The following is a 24,970-nucleotide window of genomic DNA, read 5'->3' on the forward strand; positions in this document are numbered from 1 at the left end:
TCCTCGCCCCTCACCCCTGCACCAACCCCAGATACGGCCCGAACTCCGAAGCCAGCGTCAGCCTCCCCAGCTTCTGGTACTCGCGCTGGATCGCGTGGATCAGCGTCGTCATCGTCACCGGGCCCCCCGTGTCCGCCGCCAGGTACGCCGCCGTCACCGCGATCGAGCGGATGTTGCCGCCCGCCAGCTCGAAGTTCTCGGCGCAGAACGGGAGATCGAGATCCGTTCCGCGCGGGAGCACCGTGCCCAGGCAGCGCTCCCAGAGCACCAGGCGTTGCTCCGGGTCCGGGACCGGGAAGTCGATGACCAGGTCCAGGCGGCGGGTGAAGGCGTCGTCGAGGTTGGCGCGGAGGTTGGTCGCGAGGATGGCCAGGCCGTCGAAGGACTCCATGCGTTGCAGGAGGTACGCGCTCTCGACGTTCGCGTAGCGGTCGTGCGCGTCCTTCACGTCCGAGCGCTTGCCGAAGATCGCGTCCGCCTCGTCGAAGAGCAGGACGCCGTTGACGCCCGCCGCTTCCGTGAAGATGCGTTCCAGGTTCTTCTCCGTCTCGCCGACGTACTTGTCGATGACCGTCGCCAGGTCGACCGTGTACAGGTCCAGGCCCAGATCGGCCGCGATCACTTCCGCCGACATCGTCTTGCCCGTGCCGGAGTCGCCTGCGAAGAGCGCTGATACGCCCCGGCCCCTGCCCCCTCCCGGCCGCATGCCCCACTCCCCCAGGACGCGGTCGCGGTGGCGGGCGCGGGCGGTGAGTTCGCGGAGTTGGGTGTGGGCGTCCGGTGGGAGGACCAGGTCGTTCCAGGTGACCGCCGGTTCGATGCGGCGGGCCAGGCGGTCCAGGCCTGCCGCGTTCTGGGCGCGGGCTCCCTGGCGTACGTGGTCCGGGGTGAGCGTTCCTCCGTCCAGTTGCGCCGTCTGCGCCGCGCTGCGGGCCGCGCCCGTGACCTGCTCGGGAGTGAGGAGGAAGGGGGCCAGGAGGTGGTCCGGGTCGAGGGACGGTGGGATCGGGGTCGATGTCGTGTGTGCGTACGCGTCGCTCCACAGTGCGCCGCGTGCCGACGGTTCCACCCTCGGGGCGTGCAGCAGCAGCGGCGGGACCGTCGACCAGGACGCGTCCCACGGCGCTCTGCCCACCATGACGGTCTGGACGGGTGTGCCGGTGAGCAGTCTGAGGAGTTGCGGGTGCTCGCGGGACAGCGCGTCCAGCGGGGCGCAGACCAGGCCCGCGTTCGTGAGTCGTGCCTCGCGGACCAGGGACCGTACCGCGTCGGGCGGGGCCGGGTCCTCCGCCAGGCGGCTCAGGTCCAGGCCCAGGACGTCCCGGCCCGCGAGCGTGAGTGCCGATGCGGCCAGGGCCGTTCCCGCCCCGCCCTGGTCCTCGCTCAGGTAGGCGAGCGGGAGTCCGTCGGCGAGGACCCGTGCCAGGGGGGCGGGGTCGCCAACGCCCGCCATCGCGTGCCAGGGCGCCAGCAGGTCCGCGAGGCGCGGGTCCCTCGTGTCGTCGCCCAGGAGGTGGGCCGTGATCCGGTCCGGTACGCGCAGGGCCCGGCTCAGGAACGGGCGGTCCAGGTCCTCGGCCAGGAGCAGGCCGGCCCGACGGAGCGGGGCGCGCGCCGCCAGCCGGCCCCGCGCCACCGCGTCGGCCGGGGACCGGCCGCACAGGCCGAGCGCCAGGCCGATCGACGGGCGGCGGCGGGTCACGTCGTCGTTGAGGTAGCCGTAGAACGCCTCGAAGCGGTCGTCCAGATCCGGGACCAGCGCGATGAGGAGGATGTCGATGTCGAGCGCGGTGAGTCCGAAGTCGGCCTGGAGTGTGGTGAGGCGGGAGTCCGTGCTCCCGGAAGGGCCGACGTCGCCCTGTGCCGGGGGTTCGGGGAATTCCCGCCCTCCGTCCCCCTCCAGCAGCCTCGCGATGTTCTCGTCCGTGAGGTACAGCCCCCGGAACCCGTCCTCCGGGTCCGGATCCGTGCGTTGCCTCACCTCGACCGCATGGCGGATGCGCCGCTCGACGTCCACCGCTCGGGCCAGCAGATGGCGCAGGTTCGGGTCGTCGGCGGGGTGGTGCCCGGGGGGTGGTGTCATGCGGAGTTGCCCTCCGTACGGCCGTCCTCCGTACGGCCGTCCTCCGCGCGGCGGGTCTCGGTGATCCGGAGGGCCAGGCCGCGACGGGGCTCCGTGGAGGCGGGTGCCGACTCCGGTGCCGGCCGCCCGGGGCGACTGCCGTACACGGGGAGGCCGTCGCGTCCCGGCATCGGATCGCGGCGCTGGGGTTCCACGGGCGGCGGTACGTCCCCGACGTGCGCCTGGAGCCCCTCCTCCCCCACCGGCGGGCCCGCCGTGTAGGTCGGCGAGGCAGTGACCGGGACGCTCACCACCAGGTCCAGCGAGGGCTTCAGCTCACCGCCCAACGCGCTCCACACGTCCGCGAACGAGCGGTCCTCCGGCGGCGGCAGCGCGATCGACATCGGGACGGCGGCCCCGATCCGGGCGAGGGAGCCGGCCAGCCTCTCCGGGGGCAGGGCCTCGTACGCCAGCAGGCAGGAGAGCAGGGAGGACAGCAGGCGGTGCTCGTCCTCCGGGCGCTTCGTCCACGCCGTGATCAGGTACGACAGCTTGAAGTAGCGGGGCGGACGGCGGCGTGCCACGACGGCGCCCCGTTCGTCGTACTCGTTGTGGAGTCCACGCTCGCGCCGCCGCATGTCCTCGCGGATGTCGTAGAGGTAGAGGTTGACCATCGGGGCGTTCACCTTGGCCGCCCATTCACGCGTCGGGGCGTCGAAGACCACCGCGATCTGGCCGCCCTCCAGCACCTCGGCCCGGATCAGGGAGCGCAGTACGTCGTCCACCTCGTGGATCATCCGGAGACGGCCTCTCTCATGTCCGGCCCTTGAAGTCCGGTGGCTGCAGGTTGCGTTGGACCACCAGGACCGGCCTCTGGAGCCGGGGAAGGCTGCGGATGCCCGCGCGCAGGACGCGTGGGCCGAGCGTGTCCTTGCGCAGCACGAGCATCTGCACCTCGAACGTGCCGTCGCGGGCCACTCTCACGCCAGAGCGGTCGGCCGTGATGCCGATGTCCCACGTAAGGTTCACGGTCTCGCCGGGCGGATAGTCCCTCCCCCGGGCCAGCACGGGCTGTCCCGGTCTGGCGACCTGCGGGGTGACGGTGAGGGCCGGTTTCAGGACACGCAACCGGTCCGTGTCCCGGTTGTTCGCGGTGCGGTGGTCCGGGACCGTGCCGCGCACCGTGGCCCGTACGTCACCGGTGATCGCCGCACGGTAGGTCGCCGGCTGCGTCACCTCGATCCGGCCGCCCGCCGGGATCGTGCACGGCTCGGCGGCCGTGCAGCGGGTGAGTGCGGGCAGGCTCCGGTCCTTCGCCGCGGTCGGGACCGGCCAGGTCGCGCCGATGACGACTCCCCTGGCCGTGTCCGGGCCGGCGTTGGTGACGGTGAAGCGGGCGCGGGCCGGGCGGGTGACGTAGGTGCGGTCCGGGCTGACGTCCACCTTGACCGCGATCTCGGACGCGGGCGGCAGCGGCCCCGGCGGGGTCGGGGGCTTCCCCGGTGGCGGCGGCTTCAGCACTTCGAACCGTGCCGTGTCCGTTCCGGTGTTGCCCGCCGCGTCCGTGGCCGAGCAGGTGACCGTGGTCGTTCCGACGGGGAAGAACGATCCGGAGGCGGGGGTGCAGACCACGGGCAGGGTCCCGTCGTTGGCGTCCGTCGCCGTCGCCGTGTAGCGGATGCGTGCCCCGTCGTCGTTCTCGGGCCGGGCGATGCGGTCGTCGACGGTGACGACCGGGGCGTCGATGTCGTTCACGTCGATGCTGATCTGCTGCTGGAAGTCGGGATCGGCGGCTGCGGCGGGCCCGATGGTGTCCGTTCCCGGCACCTGGGTGCCGAGCAGGAACTGCACGGTGCAGGTGAGGGTCGTGCCCTGCGGCGCGTCGGCCGAGACGTCGATGTTCTCCGCGAAGTGCGCGGTCTCGCCACTGGTCAGCTGAACGGTGGGCGGGTCGAGGGCGACGGTCAGGTGGGGGTCACAGTTGTCGAGGCGGTAACCCACCGCGGTGGGAAGGTTGTTGAGGCCCTCGATGATCGCATCGGACACCCCGTCGCCGGGGATTCCGTTCAGCATCCGCCCGTTGGTGGCCGCGGCCATCCGTCTGGCCTGGTCGGGCTGGTGATACGGGTCCTGGTAGGTGTCGCTCGAGTAGCCGTTCCCGTTGAGGCCGTCGCCGTCCGCGGTCGTCACGTCGACGGCGATGACCCGTACGCCCTTGTCCTGGAGGGCGAACACCGCGTCCTCGTAGCGGATCCCGTTGCTCGGGTTGTGGCTCGACGCGTCTCCGACGAGGACGACGACCGGGCTGGCCCCCGCCCTGAACGCCGTCCCGCCGTCCGCTCCGTTGGCCACCTTCCACAGGGCGTAGATCCAGTCCTCCGACGGCCCTTTGCTCTTGAACCCGCGGCCGGTGCCGAGTTCGTCGACGCCCTTGTGCTGGACGTCGCTCAGGTTGTCGGTGAGGCCCTGGAGGACCGCGAACTCCGCCGTCGGGTCGTCCTTCTCGTCACCGTAGGTGGCCACGGCGAACCAGGAGTCCGGCTGCTCGGCGCGTACCGCGTCGGTGATGGACTTCAGGCCGGACTTCACGTTGTCGATCGGGACACCCATGCTTCCGGTCCCGTCCACCAGCAGCACCACATCCGGCTTCGGCGGGATGGCCGGTGTGCGCACCTGCTTGTCCACCCCCGTCGAGCCGCCCGGATCGAGGGCTTCGTGGACGCTCGCCGGAGTGACCCACGGATCGGGTGGCACCGGGACCGCCCGGGCCATGCCTGACCCGGTCGACGCGGGGGCGACTCCGGCAGCAAGGAGGAGCAGGACCAGCGCCGCCGAACGGCGCGCGCCCACGAGTCCGCGTGACCGTTTCACCGGCTGGAACCACCGCACCGCATTCCTCCCCCGCACCCGGACCCTCTCAGCCAAGAGCCGCGCCCACACGATCCCGCGGGGACCTGCCGCCCACAGCGGAAGGCGAGCCACTTCCCCGGGTAGCCGGAATTGCCCTTTGGGGCAATTCCGCGAAAGCGCACGCCCGGCCGGCCCAGGAAATGGATCCAATGGATCATTCCGAGGGATCACCGCTAAGGATCACTCCGAAAGATCACTTCCGGGAGGCGGGTCCGGGAGATCACGTGAAAGGGATCAACTCGGCGGATTCCGGAAGTGGAACAGCCGGGTGCGGGGTGCCGGAGAAGTCAGATCAGACCCTGGCGCATCGCGTACGCCACCGCGTGGGAACGGTTCCGCAATTGGAGCCGGGTCATCACCGAATGCAGCACGTTCTTGATCGTGCGTTCGGAGTAGGCCAGTTTCGTGGCGATGTCCGCGGTGTCGTATCCCTCGGCCACCAGACGCAGCACGTCCACCTCGCGCGCCGCCAGACCGGTGAAGTGGAGACCGCGCGGTCCCAGCACCTGTCCCTGGAGCCTGCCCACCTCCGCGAGGAGCCTTCCCAGCAGGTCGGAGGGCAGATGGCCCTCGCCACGGGAGACCGTCGCGATGACGTGGACCAGGTGTTCCGGCGTGGATTCCGACCGCCTGATCACGCCGGCGACCCCGCACTCCGCCGCGCTCACGAGCTTCTGCTCATCGATGTCCGTGGTGACCAGCACGGTGCGGGAGTCGCTGGTGCGCTGAATACTGCGCAGCGTCCGCAACACGTCCTCGTCGACCGAGTCCACGACCATGACGACGACCTGGGGCGCGTTCTCGCCCTCGCCCCATTCCATGACATTGACCTCGGGGCGGGCCCTCAACTGGCTGGCCACACCTGCTTGCGAGATCGGATCCTGGGCCCGTAACGCGACCGTCGTGCGTTCCTTGTGTTCCATGCCGATGCTCCCCCTCGGGCGACAGCTGGAAGCCACAACACGCACACGCCTCACAGCCGTTCGCGTACGCCTCATTGGTCATGAGGCGGTCAGAAGATGCCCTTGGCTTCGAAAAGGGAAACTAAAAGAGTGTCAGGGGCATGGGATCTGCCCGAAAGTGTTCCTTCGAGGCCGATGTTCGATGGCTCCGCCGACTCTACGGTCCGCGGTATGAGTCTCACGGCAAGTCTCGACGCCTCGTCCGTCAACGCCGCACCGGGCGAGGAGACGACTGTCCCCCTTCAGGTCCGCAACTCCGGCCCGACCGTCGAGGAGTACCGCTTCGAGGTGGTCGGTGCGTGCGCCGCCTGGTCGGCGGTCGAGCCGGCGGTCCTGTCCCTGTACCCCGGCGACTCCGGGACCGTGTCACTGGTGCTGCGGCCGCCTCGCGATGCGACCGTTCCCGCCGGTGAGACCCCGTTCGGAGTACGGGTGGTACCCACCGGCGAGCAGAGCGGGACGGTGGTGCCGGAGGGCCGGGTGACCGTGCTGCCGTTCACCGCGACGACGGCCGAACTGGTCCCGCGCAGCTCGCACGGTTCACGGCGCGGACGGCACCAGCTCGCCGTCGACAACCTGGGCAACACACCGGTGACGGTGCGGCTGGGGGCACAGCCGGGGACCGAGCTCGCCCGGGTCGCGTTCGTCGCGCCCGAGCTGCTGATCGCACCCGGGCAGGCGGAGTTCGGCCGGCTGCGGGTCCGGCCCGCCAAGCGGATCTGGCGCGGAACGCCGGTGACGCACCCCTTCCAGGTGTTCGCCGCCACGCAGGTGGCCGAGGGCCAGGAGCCCGTCGAACCGGTCCTCGTCGACGGCTCCTACCAGCAGGAGCCCATCCTGCCGCGCTGGCTGCCGCGGGCCCTCATCACGGCGGCCGTTCTGCTGATCGCCCTGGTCGGGCTCTGGTACGCGCTGCTGCGGCCGGCCGTGAAGTCCGCGGCGCGGGAGGCGGTCACCCCCGAGGCGGTACGTTCCGCCGCCGCGGCCGACAAGAGCAAGGCGCCGCAGCAGGGCGACGCGGCGGGGGCCGGCGCCGATGCCGGGACCGGTGACTCCGCCGGGGCGGGGTCGGGCGGCGGCGCTTCGAAGCCCACGCCGAGCCCCTCCGCCGAGGCCGGTTCGGAAGCGGGTGCCGGGGCGGCCACTCCGACGAGTGCGCAGGTCCGGGTCAGGGACTCGGTGGGCGGTGGCACCAACTCCGCGGCCGCCCTCCAGGTGCCGGACGGCCACACGTTCCAGCTGACCGACATCGTCGTCCAGAACCCGCAGGGAGATGCCGGAACGGTCGTCGTCTCCGCCGGGTCGAACACGAGTGTGCTGAGCCTCGGGCTGGAGAACTTCCGTGACTCGGACTACCACTTCGTGACGCCGATCCTGGTCCCGGCGGGGGGCAAGGTCACCATGACGATCGACTGCCGGAAGGTCGGCAAGCCGGTCGCCGCACGCACACCCTCGCGGTGCTCGGAGTCGCTCTTCCTCGGCGGCACGATGCGCGCCGACTCCGCGGGCTGACCGGGGCAGATGCCGGCGCGGCGCTCAGGCCGGCGGGGTCTCCTCCTCTTCCTCCGCGGCGCTGTCCTGCGCCCGCTGTACGAACGAGCCCTGCACGTCGGCCGGTTGCTCGTCCTCGTCCTCGGTGGCGGCCCGCTGCACGGCGGGGGCGGATGCGACGGTCGGCGCGGCGGCCGGGGCGGCCGCCGGCGCCGGATCGGCCAGCACGCGGTCCGCGTTCGCCACGGCCTCGCGCTCGAACCGGTCCGATGGGTCGCTGACCCGGATGCCTCCGGGCGCCTCCGTACCCTCGACGGGTCCGCTGCGCTGCTGGATCACATGGGTCAGCTCGTGCGCCAGCGTCGTGCGTCCCTGCGGTGACGCGGGGTCGTAGGCGTCACGCTGGAAGACCACGTTGTTCCCCACGGTGTACGCGTGCGCGCCAACGCCCTTGGCCGACTCGTGCGCGGAGGAGTCGTTGTGGATGCGTACGTCGGAGAAGTCCGCGCCCATCCGGTTCTCCAGATCCGTGCGGGTGTCCGTGTCCAGTGGGGTGCCGCCCGATGAGGAGATGACGTCGTGGACCGGCGACCGCGGTTCGTCCTCGGCCCGTTCGGGTGTTCCCGCCGCCCTGGAGCGCTGGATCATCGGGCCGAGCGCGGCGTTTCCGACCGTCCGCTGGAGGATTCCCATGCCGGCTGTTCCGACGACATCGGCCCGGCCGGTGGCCGCCGCCCGGAGGAGGTGGTGCGTGTCCGCACCCCTCTCCCGGGTGTCCGCCGCACGCTGCGCCACGGCGGCCGCACCGTGCAGGTGCTCCCCGTGCCCGCGCCCCGGGTCGTACTCGCCCTCCCGCGGCGGAGCGTGGTGCTCCCGCCCGGCGTCCTGTTCGTGCGGATGGCCGTGGTCCTGTGCGCTCATCACCGTCTCCCTGGCCGCACCGTCGCGGGCGTGCACCACGCAGGACCGCAGTGGCCCGCTCCTCCTGCCGGTTCTCCACCATCACGGCAGATTCCCTGCCCCGTCCAGCCCGCCTCCGACGGGGCCGGGGCATCCGGCACTGCCTCTTCGGGCAGCCCGCCGGGACGAACGGCCGCTCCGCGCACGGCCGGTGAGCCGGGAGACGCCCCGCTCATTCCCTGCGGGGAATGGACCTGAATCCTCCCGCACCGGTACAACGGGCCCGTGGACTTCCCCCGCGCGTTACGCGACCGCCGCACCCGTCTCCGGCTCAGCCAGCTCGACCTGGCACTCCGGGCGGGAACCACTCAGCGCCACCTCAGCTTCATCGAGTCCGGAAGGTCTGCCCCGGGCCGGCTCATGGTCGTACGGCTGGCCGAGTCGCTGGAGCTGCCGCTGCGCGAGCGCAACGACCTGCTCCTGGCGGCCGGGTACGCGCCCGCGTACCCGGAGGGTTCGATCGACGGACCGGAACTGGCCCCGGTACGGGCGGCGATCGACCGCATTCTGTACGGCCATCTGCCCTACCCGGCCCTGGTCGTGGACCGGGCCGGCGACCTGGTCGCCTCGAACTCCGCCTTCGGTCTCCTCACCGAGGGTGCGGCCCCCGAGCTGGTCGGCCCGGGCAGGAACGTCTACCGCCTCGCCCTTCACCCCGACGGACTGGCTCCCCGCATCCGCAACCTCTCCGAATGGGGACGCCACATCCTCGCCGGCCTCGGTCATCTGAAGGAACTCCGCGACGAACTCGCCGGATACGTCCCCGGCCCGGATCATTCCTCCGGTCAGCTCGGATTCGCCGTTCCCCTCCAACTCCGCTCATCGCTGGGCGATTTGCGCTTGATGACGACGGTGACGACCTTCGCCACCGCCGTCGACGTGACGCTCGCCGAACTGAGACTGGAGGCGTTCCTGCCGGCCGACCAGGAGACCGCCGACGCCCTCGCGTCAGCGGCCCGGCAGACGATCCCGGCGGGACCGGCTCCCGGTCAGGCCCCCGGGAACATGTAGTCGGCCGTGATCCGGTCGTGGTCGTCGAGCACCAGGATCTCCAGACCGCCGCCCACCACGTCGCCGGTGCCGGTGGACACCGTCTCCCAGGAGAACTTGACGATGCCGTGCAGGCGTACGGCGTCACCGCGCGAGCGGAAGGTGAGTCCCGCCTCCTTGACGAACTGCTCGTGGCTGCGCGCCACGCGGGTCTCGAAGGCATCGACGCCCTGGGCCGTCAAAGCCGTTCGGTCGAAGCCGAGTCCTGCCGCGGTCTCCCGCATCTCCACGGGAGGCTGAAGGAAGTGGGTGCCGCCCTCGGCCCACAACTGCTTGATGGCCGCACGGCGTTCGCCGGCATCCGGTACCACCCACAGGGCGATGTAGCGGTCGGCCAGGTCCTGCGGGTCACTCTCGGTCACGTGTGCACTCCTTGCCCGGTGGATCGCTTCGGACACGATCCTGCGCCGGGCCCGCGACAGCGGCAATTCCCTGCCGGGAATGGGCGGAAGCGGCGCCCGTGCCGGCCAGACCTTGCTGACCGGCCGGGACTCGGCTCCTCACTGAGCTGCTTCGTCCTCCTCGACCTCCGCCGACCGCGCGACAGCCGTGGGCCGGACCTCCCGCCGCACCCCGCAACCTCGTTGACCCGTCGTCCTCGCCGTATCCGCGCTCACGCAGCGCTTGCGTGGGCCATGCCGAGCTGTCGCAGCTGGGTGAGGACGTCGACCACCCCCCAGATCTCCACGATGCGGCCCCCCTCGAAGCGGAGGATGAAGATCTCGCCGTACCTGACGGACCTGCCGGTGGGCGGCATACCGCGGTACTCGCCCCGGTGGGTTCCGGTCACGGTCTGCCTGCTGACGATCCGGTCCCCGTGCGCGATCACGTCCTCGGCCGCGACCTGGATGTCGGGGAAGGCGCGGAGCAGCACCGTCCACACCTCCTTGATCGCCTGCACACCCGTCCGGTCGCCCGGCAGCGGTGCGTGGAACAGCACGTCCGGGGCGACGACCTCGTCGACCGTCCTCGCGATGTTGTCCGGGTCCCCGCTGTTCGTCGCGTCGTGGAAGCGGTCGAATGCCGCTCTGTTGCGGGTTTCCTGCTCTGTCGACATGTTGCCTCTCCTGAGGATGTTGCCTCTCCTGAGGTCGTGTACGGAGTGACGGCCCGCGTCACTCGGGAGCCCGGCCCGGGTCGCTACCTGACGAGGGCGGCCCGGACCAGCAGGCGGATCGACACCTTGTTGCCGACCAGGACGCCTCCCCCGTCGGTCCGGGCGGTGATCCCGAAGTCGCGCCGGTCGATGCGCGCGGTCGCGGTGAAACCGGCCTGCTGCCCGCCTGACGGGCCCGGGCCGAAGCCGTCCGGCTCGACGGCCAGGGGTACCTGGCGGGTGACCCCGTGCAGCGTCAGCTCGCCGTCGACCGTCCAGCCGTCGGCGCTCCTGCGGATTCCGGTGGACCGGTAGCTCATCGTCGGATGGTTCTCGGCATCGAGGTAGTCGGCGGAGCGCAGGTGCTTGTCGCGCTTCTCGTTGCCCGTGTCGATCGACGCGACGTCGACCGTCGCGGTGACCGCCGAGGCCCGGGGCTCCTCGCGCGTGACGATCGTGGCGTCGCACCCGGTGAACCGGCCGCGTGCCGTGCCGAACGTGAGGTACCGCAGGGAGAAGGCGACCTCGCAGCGGTCCGGGTCGGCCCGCCAGGTGCCGGCCAGGTATCCCGGAATCGCCGCGGTGGCTGGGGCGGTGCTCATGACGTCCTCCATGGATCAGTGGGTTCTCCCTCTCACCCGGACGACGAACGGGCCGGCCCCGGGGGGACGGCCCGGGTCAGGATTCTTCGATCCGCCGGTTCAGGAACCGGCGCTCGGGCGTCGTGGTGGCCAGTTCGGCAGCCCGGCGGTAGGCGTCCCGGGCCTCCGCCGGCCGGCCGAGCCGCCGCAGCAGTTCGCCCCGGGTCGAGTGGTAGTAGAGGTATCCGTCCAGGTCCAGCCGGTCGACGGCGCGCAGCGCCCCGGCGGGGTCGCCGGCCTGGGCGAGTGCCGCGGCGTGGTTGAGCTCGACGACCGGGGAGCCGGTGAGCTCGACCAGGCGGCGGTACAGCGCGGCGATCTGCGGCCAGTCGACCGGCTGCCGTGTCTGCATCGACGCGATCAGGGCCTGTACGACATAGGCGCCGCGCCCGCCGAGCACGAAGGCGCGGTCGAGCACCGCCCGTCCCGCCGCGATCCGGTCCATGTCCCACAGCGAGCGGTCCTGGTCGTCGAGCAGTACGAGATCCTCGCCGGCGAACCGGGCGTGCCGCCGGGCGTGGTGGATCATCATGAGTGCCAGCAGCCCGTGCGTCTCCGGCTCGTCCGGCATGAGATCGGCGAGCACCCGCCCCAGGCGGATGGCTTCGGCCCCGAGGTCGACCCGGCCCCGGTAGCCCTCGTTGTAGATCAGGTAGAGGACGGCCAGGACCGCGTCGAGACGGTCCGGGAGCAGGTGGGCGCCGGGGACGGCGAACGGGATTCCGGTCGCCCTGATCTTCGCCTTGGCCCGCGTCAGCCGCCGCTTCATGGTCTCCTCGGAGACCATGAAGGCCCGGGCGATCTCGGCGGTCTCCAGGCCGCCCAGGGCCCGCAGCGTGAGCGCCACCTGCCCCTCCGGCGGCAGTGCGGGGTGGCAGCAGGTGAAGATCAGCTCCAGGCGTTCGTCCTTGATCACGGTGTCGTCGAACGCGTCCATGACGGCCTCCGGTGCCGCCAGCAGGCGGATCTTCTCGGCCAGGGTGCGGTCCCGGCGGATCCGGTCGATCGCCCGGTTGCGGGCGGTCGTCACCAGCCAGGCCCCCGGCCGGTCGGGCACGCCCGATCCGGGCCAGCGTTCGGCCGCGATCGCGAACGCCTCCTGCGTGGCGTCCTCGGCCCGGTCGAAGTCGCCGAGATACCCGACGAGTGCGGCCAGCACCCGGCCCCACTCGTCCCGGAAGACCTCCTCCAACGCGGTCAGCGCCGCACCACCGGCCGGATCTCCACCATGCCGCCGTAGCGTGCGGCGGGAACGCGCGACGCCGTCTCGATCGCCTCGTCCAGATCCGCCGCCTCGATCAGGCAGATCCCGCCGAGCGCCTCCTTGGTGTCGGCGAACGGGCCGTCCGTGATCAGGGTGCGGCCACCGGCCACCCGTACACCGGTCGTCATCTCGACCGGTTGCAACTGTGCGGCCGCAACGCTCCGCGGGTCCTCGGCCAGCGTCAGGTACTCGGCGTACGCCGCCTCGCGTTCGGCGTCCGACAGCGCATCCTCCTGGTCGGGCGCCGCATAGATCAGCAGGGCGTACTGCATCGCATCCTCCGGAGTGAGTGGGTTCTCACCCACACGACGAACGAGCAGCAGCGTAGGGGACGGTCCGTCGTCATGACTTCCGGACAGACCCGGGTCGATCGAATGCTCACTAATGCTCGAAACTCGGCGATGGTGAGCAACTCTTGACATGTCACCGACGTTCCGGCGAGAGTCGACCCCGCCAGTGATGCCCGGTCGCGTAACGAGGAGCGTTGTCGCATGCCTGAAATCCCTGCAGTCTCACGCCGTTTGGTCCTGGGAGGAACGCTGGCCACGGGGGCGCTCGCCGTCGGAATCGGATCGGCGGCCGGCGCTTCCGCGGCTCCCGCCACCGCCCCCGCGTCCGTACTCGGCCAAGCCGCGACCCCTCGTCGGCGCGCGGGCCAGAAGTCGATGATCAACGTGCCCTTCGAACCGCACGCGACGGTCCGCGTCGGCGTCATCGGGCTCGGCAACCGCGGCTCCGGAATGACCACGGGCTGGTCCGTCATCCCCGGCTGCGTCGTGGCGGCGGTCTGCGACATCCGCGCCGACCGTGCCAAGCGCACCGCCGACCAACTGGTCGCGGCGGGCAACCCGCGACCGGCGGAGTTCGGCGGCTCGGACGGTTCGTACGCCGAGATGCTCAAGCGCGACGACATCGACCTCGTCTACATCGCGACGCCCTGGGAGTTCCACTACGAGCAGGGCCGGGCCGCGCTCCTGTCCGGCAAGCACGTGGTCGTCGAGCTCCCCATCGCGACTGAGCTCGACCAGCTGTGGGACCTCGTGGACACCTCGGAGCGCACCCGCAAGAACCTGATGCTGTCGGAGAACTGCAGCTACGGACGCAACGAGCTGGCCATGCTGAAGATGGCGCACGAGGGTCTGTTCGGTGATGTCACCAACGGGCACGGAGGCTACCTCCACGACCTGCGGTCCCTGCTCTTCTCCGACACCTACTACACGGACTCCTGGCGCCGGCTCTGGCACACCCGCTCCACCGCCTCCTTCTACCCCATGCACGGACTGGCCCCCATCGCCGCGGCCATGGACATCAACCGCGGCGACCGGCTGACCACCCTCGCGGCCACCGCGACGGAACCGAAGGGGCTCGCCGACTACCGGGAGCGGTTCCTGCCCAAGTCCCACCCGTCGTGGAAGGAGACGTACATCAACGGCGATCTGGTCACCTGCCAGATCGAGACCGCGAAGGGCCGCACGATCCGCGCCGAGCACGCGGTGAGCTCGCCCCGCCCGTACAGCCGGATCAACTCGCTCGTCGGCAGCCGGGGCATCTTCGAGGACTACGCGGGCACCTCGCCCACGGGCGCGCGCATCTACGTCGAGCCGGACCACGGCGGCGACACCTGGCGCGACTTCGACGCGTACCGCAAGGAGTTCGACCACTGGCTGTGGAAGGAGCTCGGCGACGAGGCCGAGAACGGCGGTCACGGCGGCATGGACTACGTCCTGCAGTGGCGCACGGTCCAGCTGATGCGTGCCGGGCTGGTTCCGGACATCGATGTGTACGACTCGGCGGCGTGGTGCGCCCCCGTCCCGTTGAGCGTCAAGTCCCTTGCCGCCAAGGGCCGTCCGGTCGACATCCCGGACTTCACCCGCGGCTCGTGGGTGAATCTGCGCACCGGTCTGGACTCGCGCACCACCGAGATGCCCCCCGTCGCCTGATGACCTCCCCGCCAGACCTCCGCCTCCGCCTCCGAGGAGCAGCCATGAGACCGGCCCGACTGATGACCCCGCTGAGAGCCGCCACCGCGGCGGCAGCTCTCCTGCTCGTTCCCGCCCAGGCCGCCTCGGCCGCGCCCGCGCCGCCCGCGGCGGCCTCCGAGGCGCGGACGGAGGTGACCGTCTCCGCCGTGGATCTCGACGGACCGGCCATCTCGACGGTGCAGGTGACCGTCAAGAACTCCGCGCCGCAGCGCCTGCGTTCACTCAAGGTGGCCTTCGCCGGGCCCGTCGGATGGGCGGTGCAGCCCTCCGTGCAGAGCGTGTCCGGGTCCCTGGCGACAGGAGCATCGGCCTCGGCGACGTTCCGGATCCAGGTGCCGGAGAAGCGGTCCGGGTTCGTGATCCGTACGTTCACGGCGACGGCCACGTACCAGGGCGGCGACGGCCTCGGCACCGCCACCGGTACCCGGACCGAGCGCTCCGGTTCCCCGCAGGCGAATCTGGCGGCGGCGTACAACGGTGTCGCGATCACCGACGAGTCCGCGCCGACGGCGGGGAACTACGACGGTGAGGGCAACACCTTCTCGGCGCAGAAGCTCGCCTCGGCCGGTCTGACGCCCGGCGCGAAGGTCGACGCGCTGGGTGCCACCCTGACGTGGCCCGATGTGCCGGCCGGCACGAAGGACAACGTGTCGAGCTCCGGACAGGCCGTCAGCTTGGCCGGGAAGGGCTCCGGTCTGGTGTTCCTGGGCTCCGGCGTCGGCAGCGGGGCCACCGGCACCGCCACCGTCTTCTACACCGACGGCACGTCCGCCTCGGGGTCGTTCGGCTTCCCGAACTGGTCCTTCGACCCGGCCGACGCCCACGGCGCGACGCTGGTCAGGTCGACGGACGGCCGCAACCGGCCCGACGGATACGGCAACGCCACGGTGAAGTACCGCGTCTTCGCGAACTCGGTTCCGCTGGACCCGTCCAGGACCGTCGACTTCGTGGTCCTCCCGGCCAACGCGAACGTCCACGTCTTCGACATGGCGATCGCCCCCTGACGCCTGCCGCAGTTGCGAAGAACCCGCGGGCCCGTCGCCATGTGCGGCGGGCCCGCTCCCCTTTTCCGCCCGCCGTGTTGGTCTAGGCTCTTCATGCGCCCTGTTACGAAGGGGAGTTCGGTGCACCCCCCGGACGAAGGGGGCTTCCCCTCGTGGCTCCGCGATCATCCGACCGAGCAGCTGGAGAGCCCTGTTGAACACGTCACCGGTGAACGCCGCGGCGCTCCCGCCGCACCGTCTCGACCCCGCGGGCGGCTGCCCGCACGCGGCCAATGCCCGGCTGCTCGCACAGGGAGCCGTCACACCGGTGGTCCTGCCCGGTGAGGTGGAGGGCATGGCGGTCCTGGGACACGACGCGCTCAAGGAGTTCCTCGCGCACCCGGACGTCGCGAAGAACGCGCGGCACTTCGCGACGCTCCAGGACGGGCTGATCGCCGACGGCTGGCCGCTGAAGACGTTCGCCACGGTGCAGGGGATGACCACGGCGGACGGGGCCGACCACCGGCGGCTGCGGTCCCTCATGAGCAAGGCGTTCACCGCGCGGCGCGTGGAGGAACTGCAGCCGCGCATCGAGGCGTTGACGGCATCGCTCCTCGACGGTCTCGAAGGCGCGGCCGTGGACGGTGTCGTCGATCTGCGGGCGCGCTTCGCGCTGCCGCTGCCGATGGGCGTCATCTGCGAACTGCTGGGCGTGGACGCCGGCCACCACGACCGGCTGCACCGGCTGTCCAACCTCATCGTCTCCACCGACATCGGCCCCGCCGAGGCGATGGCCGCCAACCGGGAGATGGTGGAGGTGCTGAGCGCGGTCGCCGCCGACCGGGCGGAGAGTCCCGGGGACGATCTCACCAGCGCGCTGATCGCCGCCCGCGAGGAGGACGGCGACCGGCTCGGCCCGCACGAGCTGATCGGCACGCTGATGCTCACGATCATCGCCGGGCACGAGACGACGCTCAACCTGATCAGTAACGCCGTCCGCGCCCTGTGCACGCACCGGGACCAGCTCGCCCTGGTCCGGTCGGGCCGGGCGAGCTGGGCGGACGTGGTCGAGGAGACGCTGCGCTGGGACAGCCCGGTCAGCTACTTCCCGTTCCGCTATCCCACCCGTGACCTGACGCTGGCCGGCACGTTGATCCCCAAGGGGACGCCGGTGCTCGCGGGCTACTCCGCGGCGGGACGCGACACGAAGGCCCACGGGGCGGGCGCCGATCGCTTCGATGTCACCCGCGAGGGCGGGACCCGGCACCTCTCCCTGGGGCACGGCGCCCACTACTGCATGGGTGCGCCGCTGGCCCGGATGGAGGCGACCATCGCGCTCGACCAGTTGTTCGCGCGCTTCCCCGGCCTCGATCTCGCCGTGCCCGAGGACGAACTGCCGCGCCATGCCTCGTTCGTGGGCAACGGCGTGGCGAGGCTGCCGGTGCGGCTGCGGGGCTGAGACCGCGGTTCCGGGACGGCGCCGCCGCCCCGGAACGAGGCCCCGCTTCCGTGTGCGGGACCTCGGGGACGGCAGGACGCGGGGCCTGGGGAGCGGTCAGCCGCGGGCGAGGAGTTCGAGCGTGTCGATGACACGGTTCGAGAAGCCCCACTCGTTGTCGTACCAGGCGACGACCTTGATGTGGCGGCCGTCGACACGGGTGAGGGCCGAGTCGAAGATCGACGAGGCCGGGTTGCCCGTGATGTCGGACGAGACGAGCGCGTCCTCGGAGTACTCCAGGACGCCGGCGAGCGGTCCGTCCGCGGCGGCGCGGTAGGCGGCCAGCACCTCGTCGCGCGTCACGTCGCGGGCGACCGTCGTGTTGAGCTCGACGATCGATCCCACCGGCACGGGTACGCGGATCGAGTCGCCCGACAGCTTGCCTTCGAGGTTCGGCAGGACCAGGCCGATCGCCTTGGCGGCGCCGGTCGTGGTCGGCACGATGTTGACGGCGGCGGCGCGGGCGCGGCGGGGGTCGCGGTGCGGGCCGTCCTGCAGGTTCTGCTCCTGCGTGTAGGCGTGCACCGTCGTCATGAAGCCGTGCTCGATGCCGGCGAGGCGGTCGAGCACCGAGGCCAGCGGCGCGAGCGCGTTGGTCGTGCACGAGGCGTTCGAGACGATCGTGTGCAGGGCCGGGTCGTAGGCGTCGGTGTTCACGCCGTAGGCGAGGGTGACGTCGGCGCCGTCGGACGGCGCGCTGACCAGTACCTTCTTCGCGCCGGCGTCGAGGTGGGCGCGGGCGGCCTTGGCCGAGGTGAAGCGGCCGGTCGCCTCGAGCACGATGTCCACGTCGAGAGCGGCCCACGGCAGCTGTGCCGGCTCGCGCTCGGCGACGACCTTGATGCGGTGGCCGTCGACGACGAGCACGTCCCCGTCGAGCGTCACCGGGCGGCCCAGCCGGCCCGACGTCGAGTCGTAGGCCAGCAGCCGCGCCAGGGTGGCGGGCTCGGTGAGGTCGTTGACGGCGACGATCTGCAGGTCGCTGTCACGCTCCAGCAGGGCGCGCAGCACGTTGCGTCCGATGCGGCCGAATCCATTGATGGCGATGCGAGTCATGAGTGAGTGTCCCTTCGTCTCGTCACCCAGGTTCGCTCGTCGTACCGCTCCCCGGCAGCGGCGAGAGCGCCACGGTTCGAAAGGATCGCGCCACCGTGCGCGCCACTGGTCGCGCCGCCCGCTACTCGCCGCTGGCGAACGTGCGCCGGTACTCGCTCGGGGTGGTGCCGAGGATGCGCTGGAAGTGGAGCCGCAGATTCGTCCCGGTGCCCAGTCCGGTCTCGGCGGCGATCTGCTCGATGCTGTGTTCCGACCGTTCGAGCAGCTCACGGGCCATGTCGACACGGGCCCGCATGACCCACTGCATCGGGGTGTAGCCGGTGTCCTCGACGAAGCGCCGGGAGAGCGTGCGCGGTGAGACCGCCGCATGCCGGGCGAGGGCCTCCAGGGTGAGGGGGGCGCCGAGCCGGTGCAGCGCCCATTCGCGGGTGGCGGCGAAGCGCTCGCCGAGCGGCTCGGGCACGCTGCGCGGGACGTACTGCGCCTGTCCGCCGCTGCGGTACGGCGCTGCCACCAGCCGCCGGGCCGCGTGGTTGGAGGCGGCCACGCCGAGGTCCTTGCGCAGGATGTGGAGGCACAGGTCGATCCCGGAGGCGGCGCCGGCCGACGTCAGGACGCTGCCCTCGTCGACGAACAGCACGTTCTCGTCGACCCTGACGAGTGGGTGCTTGGCGGCCAGCGCCCCCGTGTAGTGCCAGTGCGTCGTGGCCCGTCTGCCGTCGAGCAGACCGGTGGCGGCCAGGGCGAAGGCGCCCGTCGAGATGGCGGCGAGCCGCGCGCCCCGGTCGTGGGCGGCGACGAGCGCCTCGACGACGGGCCGCGGCGGGTCGTCACGGTCCGGGAACCGGTAGCCGGGGATGAACACGATATCGGCCCACTCCAGCGCGTCCAGCCCGTCGGCGACGTGGTACGAGAGGCCGTCGCCACCGGTCACCAGGCCGGGCGCCGCTCCGCACACCCGCACCTCGTACGGCATGCTCGCGCGCGTCGTGAACACCTGGGCGGGAATCCCGACATCGAGCGGTTTCGCGCCTTCGAGGACGAGGACGGCGGTGCGGTGGAGGCGGGAGGCGGGCACGGTGATCAGGGTACGAGGAGTGCCGCCGCCCCGGCGAACGAGCCGGGCCCGGGGCGGCCGCGTGTGCTCCCCCGTCCTCAGCCCGCGACGCGGGCCATCCACGCCTCGACGTCGTCCGCCGAGCGGGGCAGGCCGGCCGACAGGTTCTCGTGGCCCCCGGCGGTCACGAGCAGGTCGTCCTCGATCCGGACGCCGATGCCGCGCCACTCCTCGGGCACGGTGAGGTCGTCGGGCTGGAAGTAGAGACCGGGTTCGACGGTGAGCACCATGCCGGGCTCCAGCACGCCGCCGACGTACTCCTCGTGCCGGGCCTGCGCGCAGTCGTGGACGTCCAGGCCGAGCATGTGACCGGTGCCCGCCATGGTGAAGCGGCGCTGGAGCCCGAGCTCGTAGGCGCGCTCTGCCGGGCCCTCGATGAAGCCCCATTCGACCAGCCGGACGGCCAGGTGGCGCTGGGCCGCCTCGTGGAAGTCGCGGTACGCGGCGCCCGGCTTGACGGCCGCCATGCCGGCTTCCTGCGCCTCGTACACGGCGTCGTAGACCTTGCGCTGCAGCGGCGTGAAGGTGCCGCTGATCGGCAGGGTGCGGGTGACGTCGGCGGTGTAGAGGGTGTGCGTCTCCACACCCGCGTCGAACAGGAGGAGCTCGCCCGGGCGCACCGGGCCGTCGTTGTCCGTCCAGTGCATGATCGTGGCGTGGTCACCGGCGGCGCAGATGGTTCCGTAGCCGACGGAGTTGCCCTCCAGGCGTGCGCGGCGCAGGAACGTGCCCTCGATCCACCGCTCGGACGAGGCGACCGCGCCGGACAGCTCGCCGACCGCATCGGTGAATCCGCGCACGGTGGAGTCCACCGCCTTGCGGAGCTCGCCGATCTCCCACTCGTCCTTGATCAGGCGCAGGTCGCCGAGCGCCTCTTCGAGGTCCGCGTCGCGCCCCTCGTCGGTGCTGAGTGCGTCCTCCAGGGACGGGTCGATACCGCGCACGATCCGGGTCGGTGCGCCGGAGGCGGCCGCCAGGTCGCGCGCCGCCGTGCGGACGTCGCGGCAGGGCAGGCCGAGGACGCGCTCGGACTCGGCGAGGGAGCGGCGCCGGCCCATCCACAGCTCCGCCGTGGGACCGGTCCAGAACTCGTCGTTGTCCCGGCTGTCCCGCGGCAGCTGGTAGCAGTAGGCGTCGTGGCCGCCCTCCGCGCGCGGTTCGAGGACGAGGGCACCGTCCCGGGCCTGGTCGCCCGTCATGTGGACGTAGCCCGAGTACGGGCGGAACGGGTAGGTGTCGTCGTTCGACCGGACCTTGAGACCGCCGGAGGGGATCACGAGGCGTTCGCCGGGGAAGCGCGCGGAGAGGGCGGCGCGGCGGCCGGCCGCGTACGGGGCCTGCTCGCCGGGCGGCAGGTCGTGCTGCTCGGTGTCAGCCCAGCCGGTCCGCATGAGGGCGGAGAGTTCCTCGGAGATCCCTGAGTAGAGACCGTTCTTTCGGCCCTTCGCCACGTCGTGCTCCTTCTTCGGGATGGGTTCATGGGGGCGAGGGCAACCGGGGAAGGCCCCGTCCGGCCCTCGCTGCCGGCGGTTCACGGAAGGTATCCCGGCGCACACGCGCGTGGCGCCCGGAACCGCCACTGGCACAGATCGGCCACGAGCCGGGCGGAAACCGTCGATAATGCCGGGTATGACGAACGCGAGACTCGATGAGGCGCTGCGGCTGCTGGGCATCGGTCCGGAGGCGCGCCGGGTCTATCTGGCACTGCTGGAGCTGGCCCCCGCCCCGCTTGCCGCGATCGGCTCCGCGTCCGGTCTGGGGCGTGCGGAACTCGCGACGGCGTACGCGTCGCTGGTCGACGCGGGTCTGGCCAGTGCCGCCGGGGAGGGCGAGGACGTGGTGGCCCCGGTTCCGCCCGCCGCGGGCCTGGAGATCCTGGCCCGGCACCGGGCGGCCGAGGTCGAGGAGTCGCGCCTGGCGGTCGGGGGCGCGTTCGAGTCGTTCCGGCGGCAGCGGCTGGCCGCGTACAACGACCATCTCGTCGAGGTCGTCACGGGGGACGCCGTCGGCCCCAGGACCCGTCAGGCGTGGGCGAGTGCCCGGGCGCAGATCCGGCAGTTCGAGTCGCCTCCGTACATCCCGCTGCCCGGGGCGACGGACGACGCGCTGGCCACGCTCGCCCGCGGAGTGACCCAGCGGGTCGTGTACTCGCGGGAGTCGCTGGAGCATCCGGGCCATCTCAAGGACGTCATCGAACCGTGCATCAAGGCCGGCGAGCAGGCGAGGGTCCTGCCATCGGTGCCGGTCAAGCTCCTGATCATCGACGACGCCTACGCCCTCGTGTCGTTGTCGATCAGGGAGGCCGACGTGCACAACACGACGCTGGTCGTGCAGCCGTGCGGGCTGCTCTCCGCCCTGGTGGCCCTGTTCGAGCAGTCCTGGCAGAACGCCCTGCCGTTCCACGGCCACGCGACCCGGCCGGGCGGTCTGCCACCCGCGGACCGCCGGCTGCTGTGGCTCCTGGCGGGCGGCGCGAGCGACGACGTGATCGCCCGCGAGATGGGGATCAGCCGCCGCACTCTGTTCCGCCGGCTGGCGGTCCTGATGGCCCGGCTCGGTGCCGCGAACCGCTTCCAGATGGCGCTGCAGGCACAGCGCGCCGGGTGGCTGTGACCCGCGGCGGCCGGGGCCGGACTCCCCCTCCCGGGTCCGGCCGCGTCCGCGCGGTCTCAGCGCAGGTCGGCCCGCTGCGGCTGCGGGGTGGGGGCGTCGAGGAAGCCGCCCGACTGGTGCTGCCACAGCTTCGCGTAGGCGCCGTGAGACGCGAGCAGTTCGTGGTGCGTGCCCTGCTCGATGATCCGGCCGCGGTCCAGGACCACGAGCCGGTCCATGGTGGCGACCGTGCTCAGCCGGTGCGCCACCACGAGCGCCGTCCGCCCCTCCATGAGCCGCCACAGCGCCTCCTGGACGAGGATCTCGCTCTCCGAGTCCAGGGCGCTCGTCGCCTCGTCGAGGAGCAGGATCGGCGCGTCGCGCAGGATCGCCCGGGCGAGGGCGACCCGCTGGCGCTGTCCGCCGGACAGCTTCACCCCGCGCTCCCCCACCATCGTGTCGAAGCCCTCGGGCAGCGCGTCGGCGAACTCCGTGACGTGCGCGGCCTTGGCCGCGCGGCGGATGTCGGCGTCGGTGGCGTCGGGCCGGGCGAAGGCGATGTTGTCCCGCAGGGTGCGGTGGAACATCGCCGGGTCCTGCGGCACGTACGCGATCATGCCGCGCACGTCGGCCTGGCGCAGTCTGCTGATGTCCTGGCCCCCGATGAGGATGCGGCCACCGTCGATGTCCGTCATCCGCAGCAGCAGCCGGCTGAGTGTCGTCTTGCCGCCGCCGGACCGGCCGACCAGGCCGATCTTCGTACCGCTGGGCACGGAGAGGTCGAGGGACTCGAAGAGGGGCTGCGCACCGGCGTGGGCGAACGTCACCTGCTCGAAGCGGACGTCGGCGGCCCGGGTCAGCAGGGGTTCCGGCGACTCGGGGTCGCGCAGGGCCGGCGGTGTCCGCAGCAGTTCGGTGAACTGGGCGGCCTCCGTCATGGAGCTCTCCAGCCGGCGGTAGATCTGGTTGAACTCGAACATGATCCGGGTCGCGTTCGAGTAGTACATGAAGGCGACGACCACCGCCTCCACACCGTTGCCGCCGCCGCCCAGGGCGACGGCGAGCAGCAGGCCCAAGGCGTTGGTCAGTACGGACATCGGCGCGACCAGCGTGTCGATGCGGAGGTTGCCGTAGTCCCAGGAACGCAGGGTGAGACGCCGCGACTCCGCCACGCGGGACCGGTGTTCGGCGGCCTCGCGCTTCTCGGCGGCGAACGCCCGGACCGTGTCCATGTTCATCAGGCTGTCGGCCACGTGGCCGGACACCCGGGCGATGGCCGCCTCACGCCGGCCCACGAGGACCTGACGGCGGCGGATGAGGGGGGCGACGCCCAGCCCCGTCACCGCGATCATCGCCAGCAGTCCGACGACGAGGAGCGGTTCGTAGCGCCAGAGCACCACCGATCCGAACGCCAGTGGCACGAAGCTGCCCACGACGGAGAACGTCAGCGTGTCGACGAAGTCCTCGAAGCGGGAGGCGAAGCTCAGGACCCGCTTGGTGAGCGATCCGGCGAAGTTGTCGTGGAAGAACGAGGAGTCCTTGGCGTACAGCTCGTCCATGCCCGTCACGTACAGGTGCTCGATGGAGTGGGCGGCGAGGCGGTTCAGGAAGTGCAGGCCGACGCGCCAGAACGCCTCGGCGAGGAGGAGCACGCCCGCGAAGCCGAGGACGTAGGGGAGCATCGATGCGATCGAGGTGTCGTGGTCGCCGGCGATGTGCCCGACGAGTTTCGCGACGACGAGCGGCGCGGCGTAGTTGATGCCGATGTTGCCCAGTGCGGGCAGCAGCATCGCGGGGAGCGTCACCCGTTTTCGGCGGGCCAGCTCCCGTCCGTAGTACCGGAGGGCGAGGAGCACGGAGCCCCTGCCCGGAGCTTCGTGCGATTGAGGCGATCCCATATCAACCCTGTGTGGTTGTGCGGCTGCGGGGTGAGCTGCCGGACTCACCGGGCGCGCGGAGGTTCGGTTCGGTCGACTGCCTCGCCCGGCGGTCCCGCGGCACACGGCGCGCGCGATGTGAGAGCCCCGGCGCGGCTCGCGGCGGTGCGTCGGTGGGGGTATGAGGAGGGTCGGGCGAGGTGCCAGTCTCCCGCCCGGCCGCGCGCCGGGTCCACGCGTTTTTCTCGGCCTGACGGCATGTGACTTTTCGGCCAGGGACCGGGCTCCGGGCTGCGCCCCCGGCCTGCGGTCAGGCCCGCCCTACCGTGCCGGCCTGCTCCGATGCCTCGCGCCGCCGCCGCTGTTCGGCGACGTCCGCCACCGGTGAGGCGAGCAGCAGGGTGCGGGTGTAGGGGTGGTCGGGCTCGGAGGTGATCTTCGCCGCGTCGCCGGTCTCGACGATCTCGCCCCGGTGGATCACCGCCACCCGGTGGCTCATGAAGCGGACCACGGACAGGTCATGGGAGACGAACAGATAGGCGACGCCGGTCTCCTGCTGGATCTCCAGGAGGAGGTCGAGCACCGTGCGCTGGGTGGTGAGGTCGAGTGCGGACACGGGTTCGTCGCAGATGACCAGGCGGGGGCGCAGGGCCAGCGCGCGGGCGATGGCGACGCGTTGGCGCTGGCCGCCGGAGAACTCCCTGGGCAGGCGGCCCGCCGCGTCGGAGGGGAGGTGGACCCGGTCCAGCAGGTCACCGATCCTCGTCCGGGCCTCGCGGGTGCCGGCGCCCTGGCCGATGAGGGGTTCGGCGAGGGTGTCGCCGATGGTGCGGGCGGGGTTCAGTGAGGTGTAGGGGTCCTGGAAGATGACCTGGAGGTCGCGGCTGAGGGCGCGGCGGCGGCGTGCGCCGGCCCGTTCGATGCGTTCGCCGTCGAAGGTGACCGAGCCCGAACGTACGGGGGCGAGGCCGAGGACGGCCCGGCCGATGGTGGACTTGCCGGAGCCGGACTCGCCGACCAGGCCGAGGGTCTCGCCCGGCCGGATGGTGAGGCCGACGCCCTTGAGCACGTCGGTGTCCGGGGTGCGCCATCCCTTGCCGGGGAAGGAGACCCGCAGGTCCCGCACGTCGAGCAGGGCGTCCGGCCGGCCCGCGGTCTCGTGGCTGCTCATGCGGTGACGGTCCTCGCTGCTCGGTGTTGCCAGGGGTCACGGGTGGGGGCGTCGTCGAGTACGGCGTCGAGCAGGGTCCGGGTGTACGGGTCCTGCGGATTGCCGAGGATCTGTTCGGCGGGGCCGGACTCCACGATGCGGCCGGCGCTCATCACGGCCACCCGGTCGCAGATGTCGGCGAAGGCCGGGCCGAACTCGCACCGGAGCGGGCCGCGCAGAGCCCCAGGGGGCCGGACCGCCGAACCTGACCACGCCGCT

The 24,970-nt window shown here is 71.7% G+C and carries 21 protein-coding genes and 1 pseudogene; 6 read left to right on the forward strand and 16 right to left on the reverse strand.

Going from position 1 to position 24,970, the window contains the following annotated elements; all coding sequences use genetic code 11:
- Positions 1 to 10: 10 nt before the first annotated feature.
- The 4 genes from OG521_02725 to OG521_02740 form a co-directional block, all read right to left on the reverse strand.
- Positions 11 to 2,083: an ATP-binding protein gene (locus tag OG521_02725; protein WUW19751.1), complete on the reverse strand. Its 2,073-nt coding sequence runs from the start codon at positions 2,081 to 2,083 to the stop codon at positions 11 to 13.
- Positions 2,080 to 2,859, reverse strand: coding sequence for a DUF4255 domain-containing protein (locus OG521_02730; protein WUW19752.1), 780 nt, complete (start codon positions 2,857 to 2,859; stop codon positions 2,080 to 2,082). The genes OG521_02725 and OG521_02730 overlap by 4 nt, the downstream gene beginning before the upstream one ends.
- Before the next feature lie 16 nt (positions 2,860 to 2,875).
- Complete coding sequence (locus OG521_02735; protein ID WUW19753.1) at positions 2,876 to 4,933, reverse strand: HYR domain-containing protein; 2,058 nt, start codon at positions 4,931 to 4,933, stop codon at positions 2,876 to 2,878.
- A 326-nt stretch (positions 4,934 to 5,259) separates the two neighbouring features.
- Positions 5,260 to 5,895, reverse strand: coding sequence for a response regulator transcription factor (locus OG521_02740; protein WUW19754.1), 636 nt, complete (start codon positions 5,893 to 5,895; stop codon positions 5,260 to 5,262).
- Between the two features lie 210 nt (positions 5,896 to 6,105).
- Here OG521_02740 and OG521_02745 point away from each other — a divergent pair, with 210 nt between their 5' ends.
- Positions 6,106 to 7,446: a hypothetical protein gene (locus OG521_02745; protein ID WUW19755.1), complete on the forward strand. Its 1,341-nt coding sequence runs from the start codon at positions 6,106 to 6,108 to the stop codon at positions 7,444 to 7,446.
- A 24-nt stretch (positions 7,447 to 7,470) separates the two neighbouring features.
- Here the strand turns inward: OG521_02745 and OG521_02750 are convergent, their stop codons facing one another.
- On the reverse strand, positions 7,471 to 8,346 hold the full coding sequence (locus OG521_02750) for a DUF4157 domain-containing protein (protein ID WUW19756.1): 876 nt from the start codon (positions 8,344 to 8,346) through the stop codon (positions 7,471 to 7,473).
- A 264-nt stretch (positions 8,347 to 8,610) separates the two neighbouring features.
- On the opposite strand from OG521_02750, the gene OG521_02755 reads away from it, so the two are divergent.
- Positions 8,611 to 9,396, forward strand: coding sequence for a helix-turn-helix domain-containing protein (locus OG521_02755; protein WUW19757.1), 786 nt, complete (start codon positions 8,611 to 8,613; stop codon positions 9,394 to 9,396).
- On the opposite strand, the gene OG521_02760 is transcribed toward OG521_02755, so the two are convergent.
- The 5 genes from OG521_02760 to OG521_02780 all read right to left on the reverse strand — a co-directional run bounded on the left by OG521_02760 (position 9,375) and on the right by OG521_02780 (position 12,708).
- The gene (locus tag OG521_02760) at positions 9,375 to 9,797 is read right to left on the reverse strand and encodes a hypothetical protein (protein ID WUW19758.1); all 423 of its coding nucleotides are present in this window, start codon (positions 9,795 to 9,797) and stop codon (positions 9,375 to 9,377) included. The two genes, OG521_02755 and OG521_02760, sit on opposite strands and share 22 nt — an antisense overlap.
- 251 nt (positions 9,798 to 10,048) lie before the next feature.
- On the reverse strand, positions 10,049 to 10,492 hold the full coding sequence (locus OG521_02765; GenBank protein WUW19759.1) for an ester cyclase: 444 nt from the start codon (positions 10,490 to 10,492) through the stop codon (positions 10,049 to 10,051).
- Between the two features lie 83 nt (positions 10,493 to 10,575).
- Complete coding sequence (locus OG521_02770) at positions 10,576 to 11,133, reverse strand: YceI family protein (GenBank protein ID WUW19760.1); 558 nt, start codon at positions 11,131 to 11,133, stop codon at positions 10,576 to 10,578.
- 76 nt (positions 11,134 to 11,209) lie between these two features.
- Positions 11,210 to 12,364 (reverse strand): sigma-70 family RNA polymerase sigma factor, encoded by a 1,155-nt coding sequence (locus tag OG521_02775; GenBank protein WUW19761.1) that lies wholly within the window; start codon positions 12,362 to 12,364, stop codon positions 11,210 to 11,212.
- A 5-nt stretch (positions 12,365 to 12,369) separates the two neighbouring features.
- Positions 12,370 to 12,708, reverse strand: a complete 339-nt coding sequence (locus OG521_02780; GenBank protein WUW19762.1) for a YciI family protein — start codon at positions 12,706 to 12,708, stop codon at positions 12,370 to 12,372.
- Positions 12,709 to 12,927: 219 nt separating this feature from the next.
- On the opposite strand from OG521_02780, the gene OG521_02785 reads away from it, so the two are divergent.
- The 3 genes from OG521_02785 (at position 12,928) to OG521_02795 (ending at position 16,860) form a co-directional block, all read left to right on the forward strand.
- Entirely contained in the window at positions 12,928 to 14,376 is a 1,449-nt protein-coding gene (locus OG521_02785; protein ID WUW19763.1) for a Gfo/Idh/MocA family oxidoreductase, read from the forward strand.
- Between the two features lie 44 nt (positions 14,377 to 14,420).
- Complete coding sequence (locus OG521_02790) at positions 14,421 to 15,422, forward strand: NEW3 domain-containing protein (GenBank protein WUW19764.1); 1,002 nt, start codon at positions 14,421 to 14,423, stop codon at positions 15,420 to 15,422.
- A gap of 193 nt (positions 15,423 to 15,615) precedes the next feature.
- Positions 15,616 to 16,860 carry a cytochrome P450 gene (locus OG521_02795; GenBank protein ID WUW19765.1) on the forward strand — a complete coding sequence of 415 codons (1,245 nt, stop codon included), beginning with the start codon at positions 15,616 to 15,618 and terminating at the stop codon, positions 16,858 to 16,860.
- A 96-nt stretch (positions 16,861 to 16,956) separates the two neighbouring features.
- On the opposite strand, the gene gap is transcribed toward OG521_02795, so the two are convergent.
- The 3 genes from gap to OG521_02810 form a co-directional block, all read right to left on the reverse strand.
- Entirely contained in the window at positions 16,957 to 17,955 is a 999-nt protein-coding gene (gene gap / locus OG521_02800) for a type I glyceraldehyde-3-phosphate dehydrogenase (protein ID WUW19766.1), read from the reverse strand.
- Between the two features lie 121 nt (positions 17,956 to 18,076).
- Entirely contained in the window at positions 18,077 to 19,033 is a 957-nt protein-coding gene (locus tag OG521_02805) for a helix-turn-helix domain-containing protein (GenBank protein WUW19767.1), read from the reverse strand.
- Positions 19,034 to 19,110: 77 nt separating this feature from the next.
- A complete protein-coding gene (locus OG521_02810) occupies positions 19,111 to 20,523 on the reverse strand; it encodes an aminopeptidase P family protein (protein WUW19768.1) in 1,413 nt (470 codons plus the stop codon).
- 178 nt (positions 20,524 to 20,701) lie between these two features.
- Here OG521_02810 and OG521_02815 point away from each other — a divergent pair, with 178 nt between their 5' ends.
- The gene (locus OG521_02815; GenBank protein ID WUW19769.1) at positions 20,702 to 21,685 is read left to right on the forward strand and encodes a LuxR family transcriptional regulator; all 984 of its coding nucleotides are present in this window, start codon (positions 20,702 to 20,704) and stop codon (positions 21,683 to 21,685) included.
- 56 nt (positions 21,686 to 21,741) lie between these two features.
- Here the strand turns inward: OG521_02815 and OG521_02820 are convergent, their stop codons facing one another.
- The 3 genes and pseudogenes from OG521_02820 to OG521_02830 form a co-directional block, all read right to left on the reverse strand.
- The gene (locus OG521_02820; protein ID WUW19770.1) at positions 21,742 to 23,562 is read right to left on the reverse strand and encodes an ABC transporter ATP-binding protein/permease; all 1,821 of its coding nucleotides are present in this window, start codon (positions 23,560 to 23,562) and stop codon (positions 21,742 to 21,744) included.
- 289 nt (positions 23,563 to 23,851) lie between these two features.
- Positions 23,852 to 24,712, reverse strand: coding sequence for an ATP-binding cassette domain-containing protein (locus OG521_02825; GenBank protein ID WUW19771.1), 861 nt, complete (start codon positions 24,710 to 24,712; stop codon positions 23,852 to 23,854).
- A pseudogene (locus OG521_02830) lies at positions 24,709 to 24,891 on the reverse strand (ABC transporter). Before OG521_02830 ends, OG521_02825 begins: the two are co-directional and overlap by 4 nt.
- Between the last annotated feature and the right edge of the window lie 79 nt (positions 24,892 to 24,970).

The organism is Streptomyces sp. NBC_01463, from assembly GCA_036227345.1.
Taxonomy (GTDB): domain Bacteria; phylum Actinomycetota; class Actinomycetes; order Streptomycetales; family Streptomycetaceae; genus Streptomyces.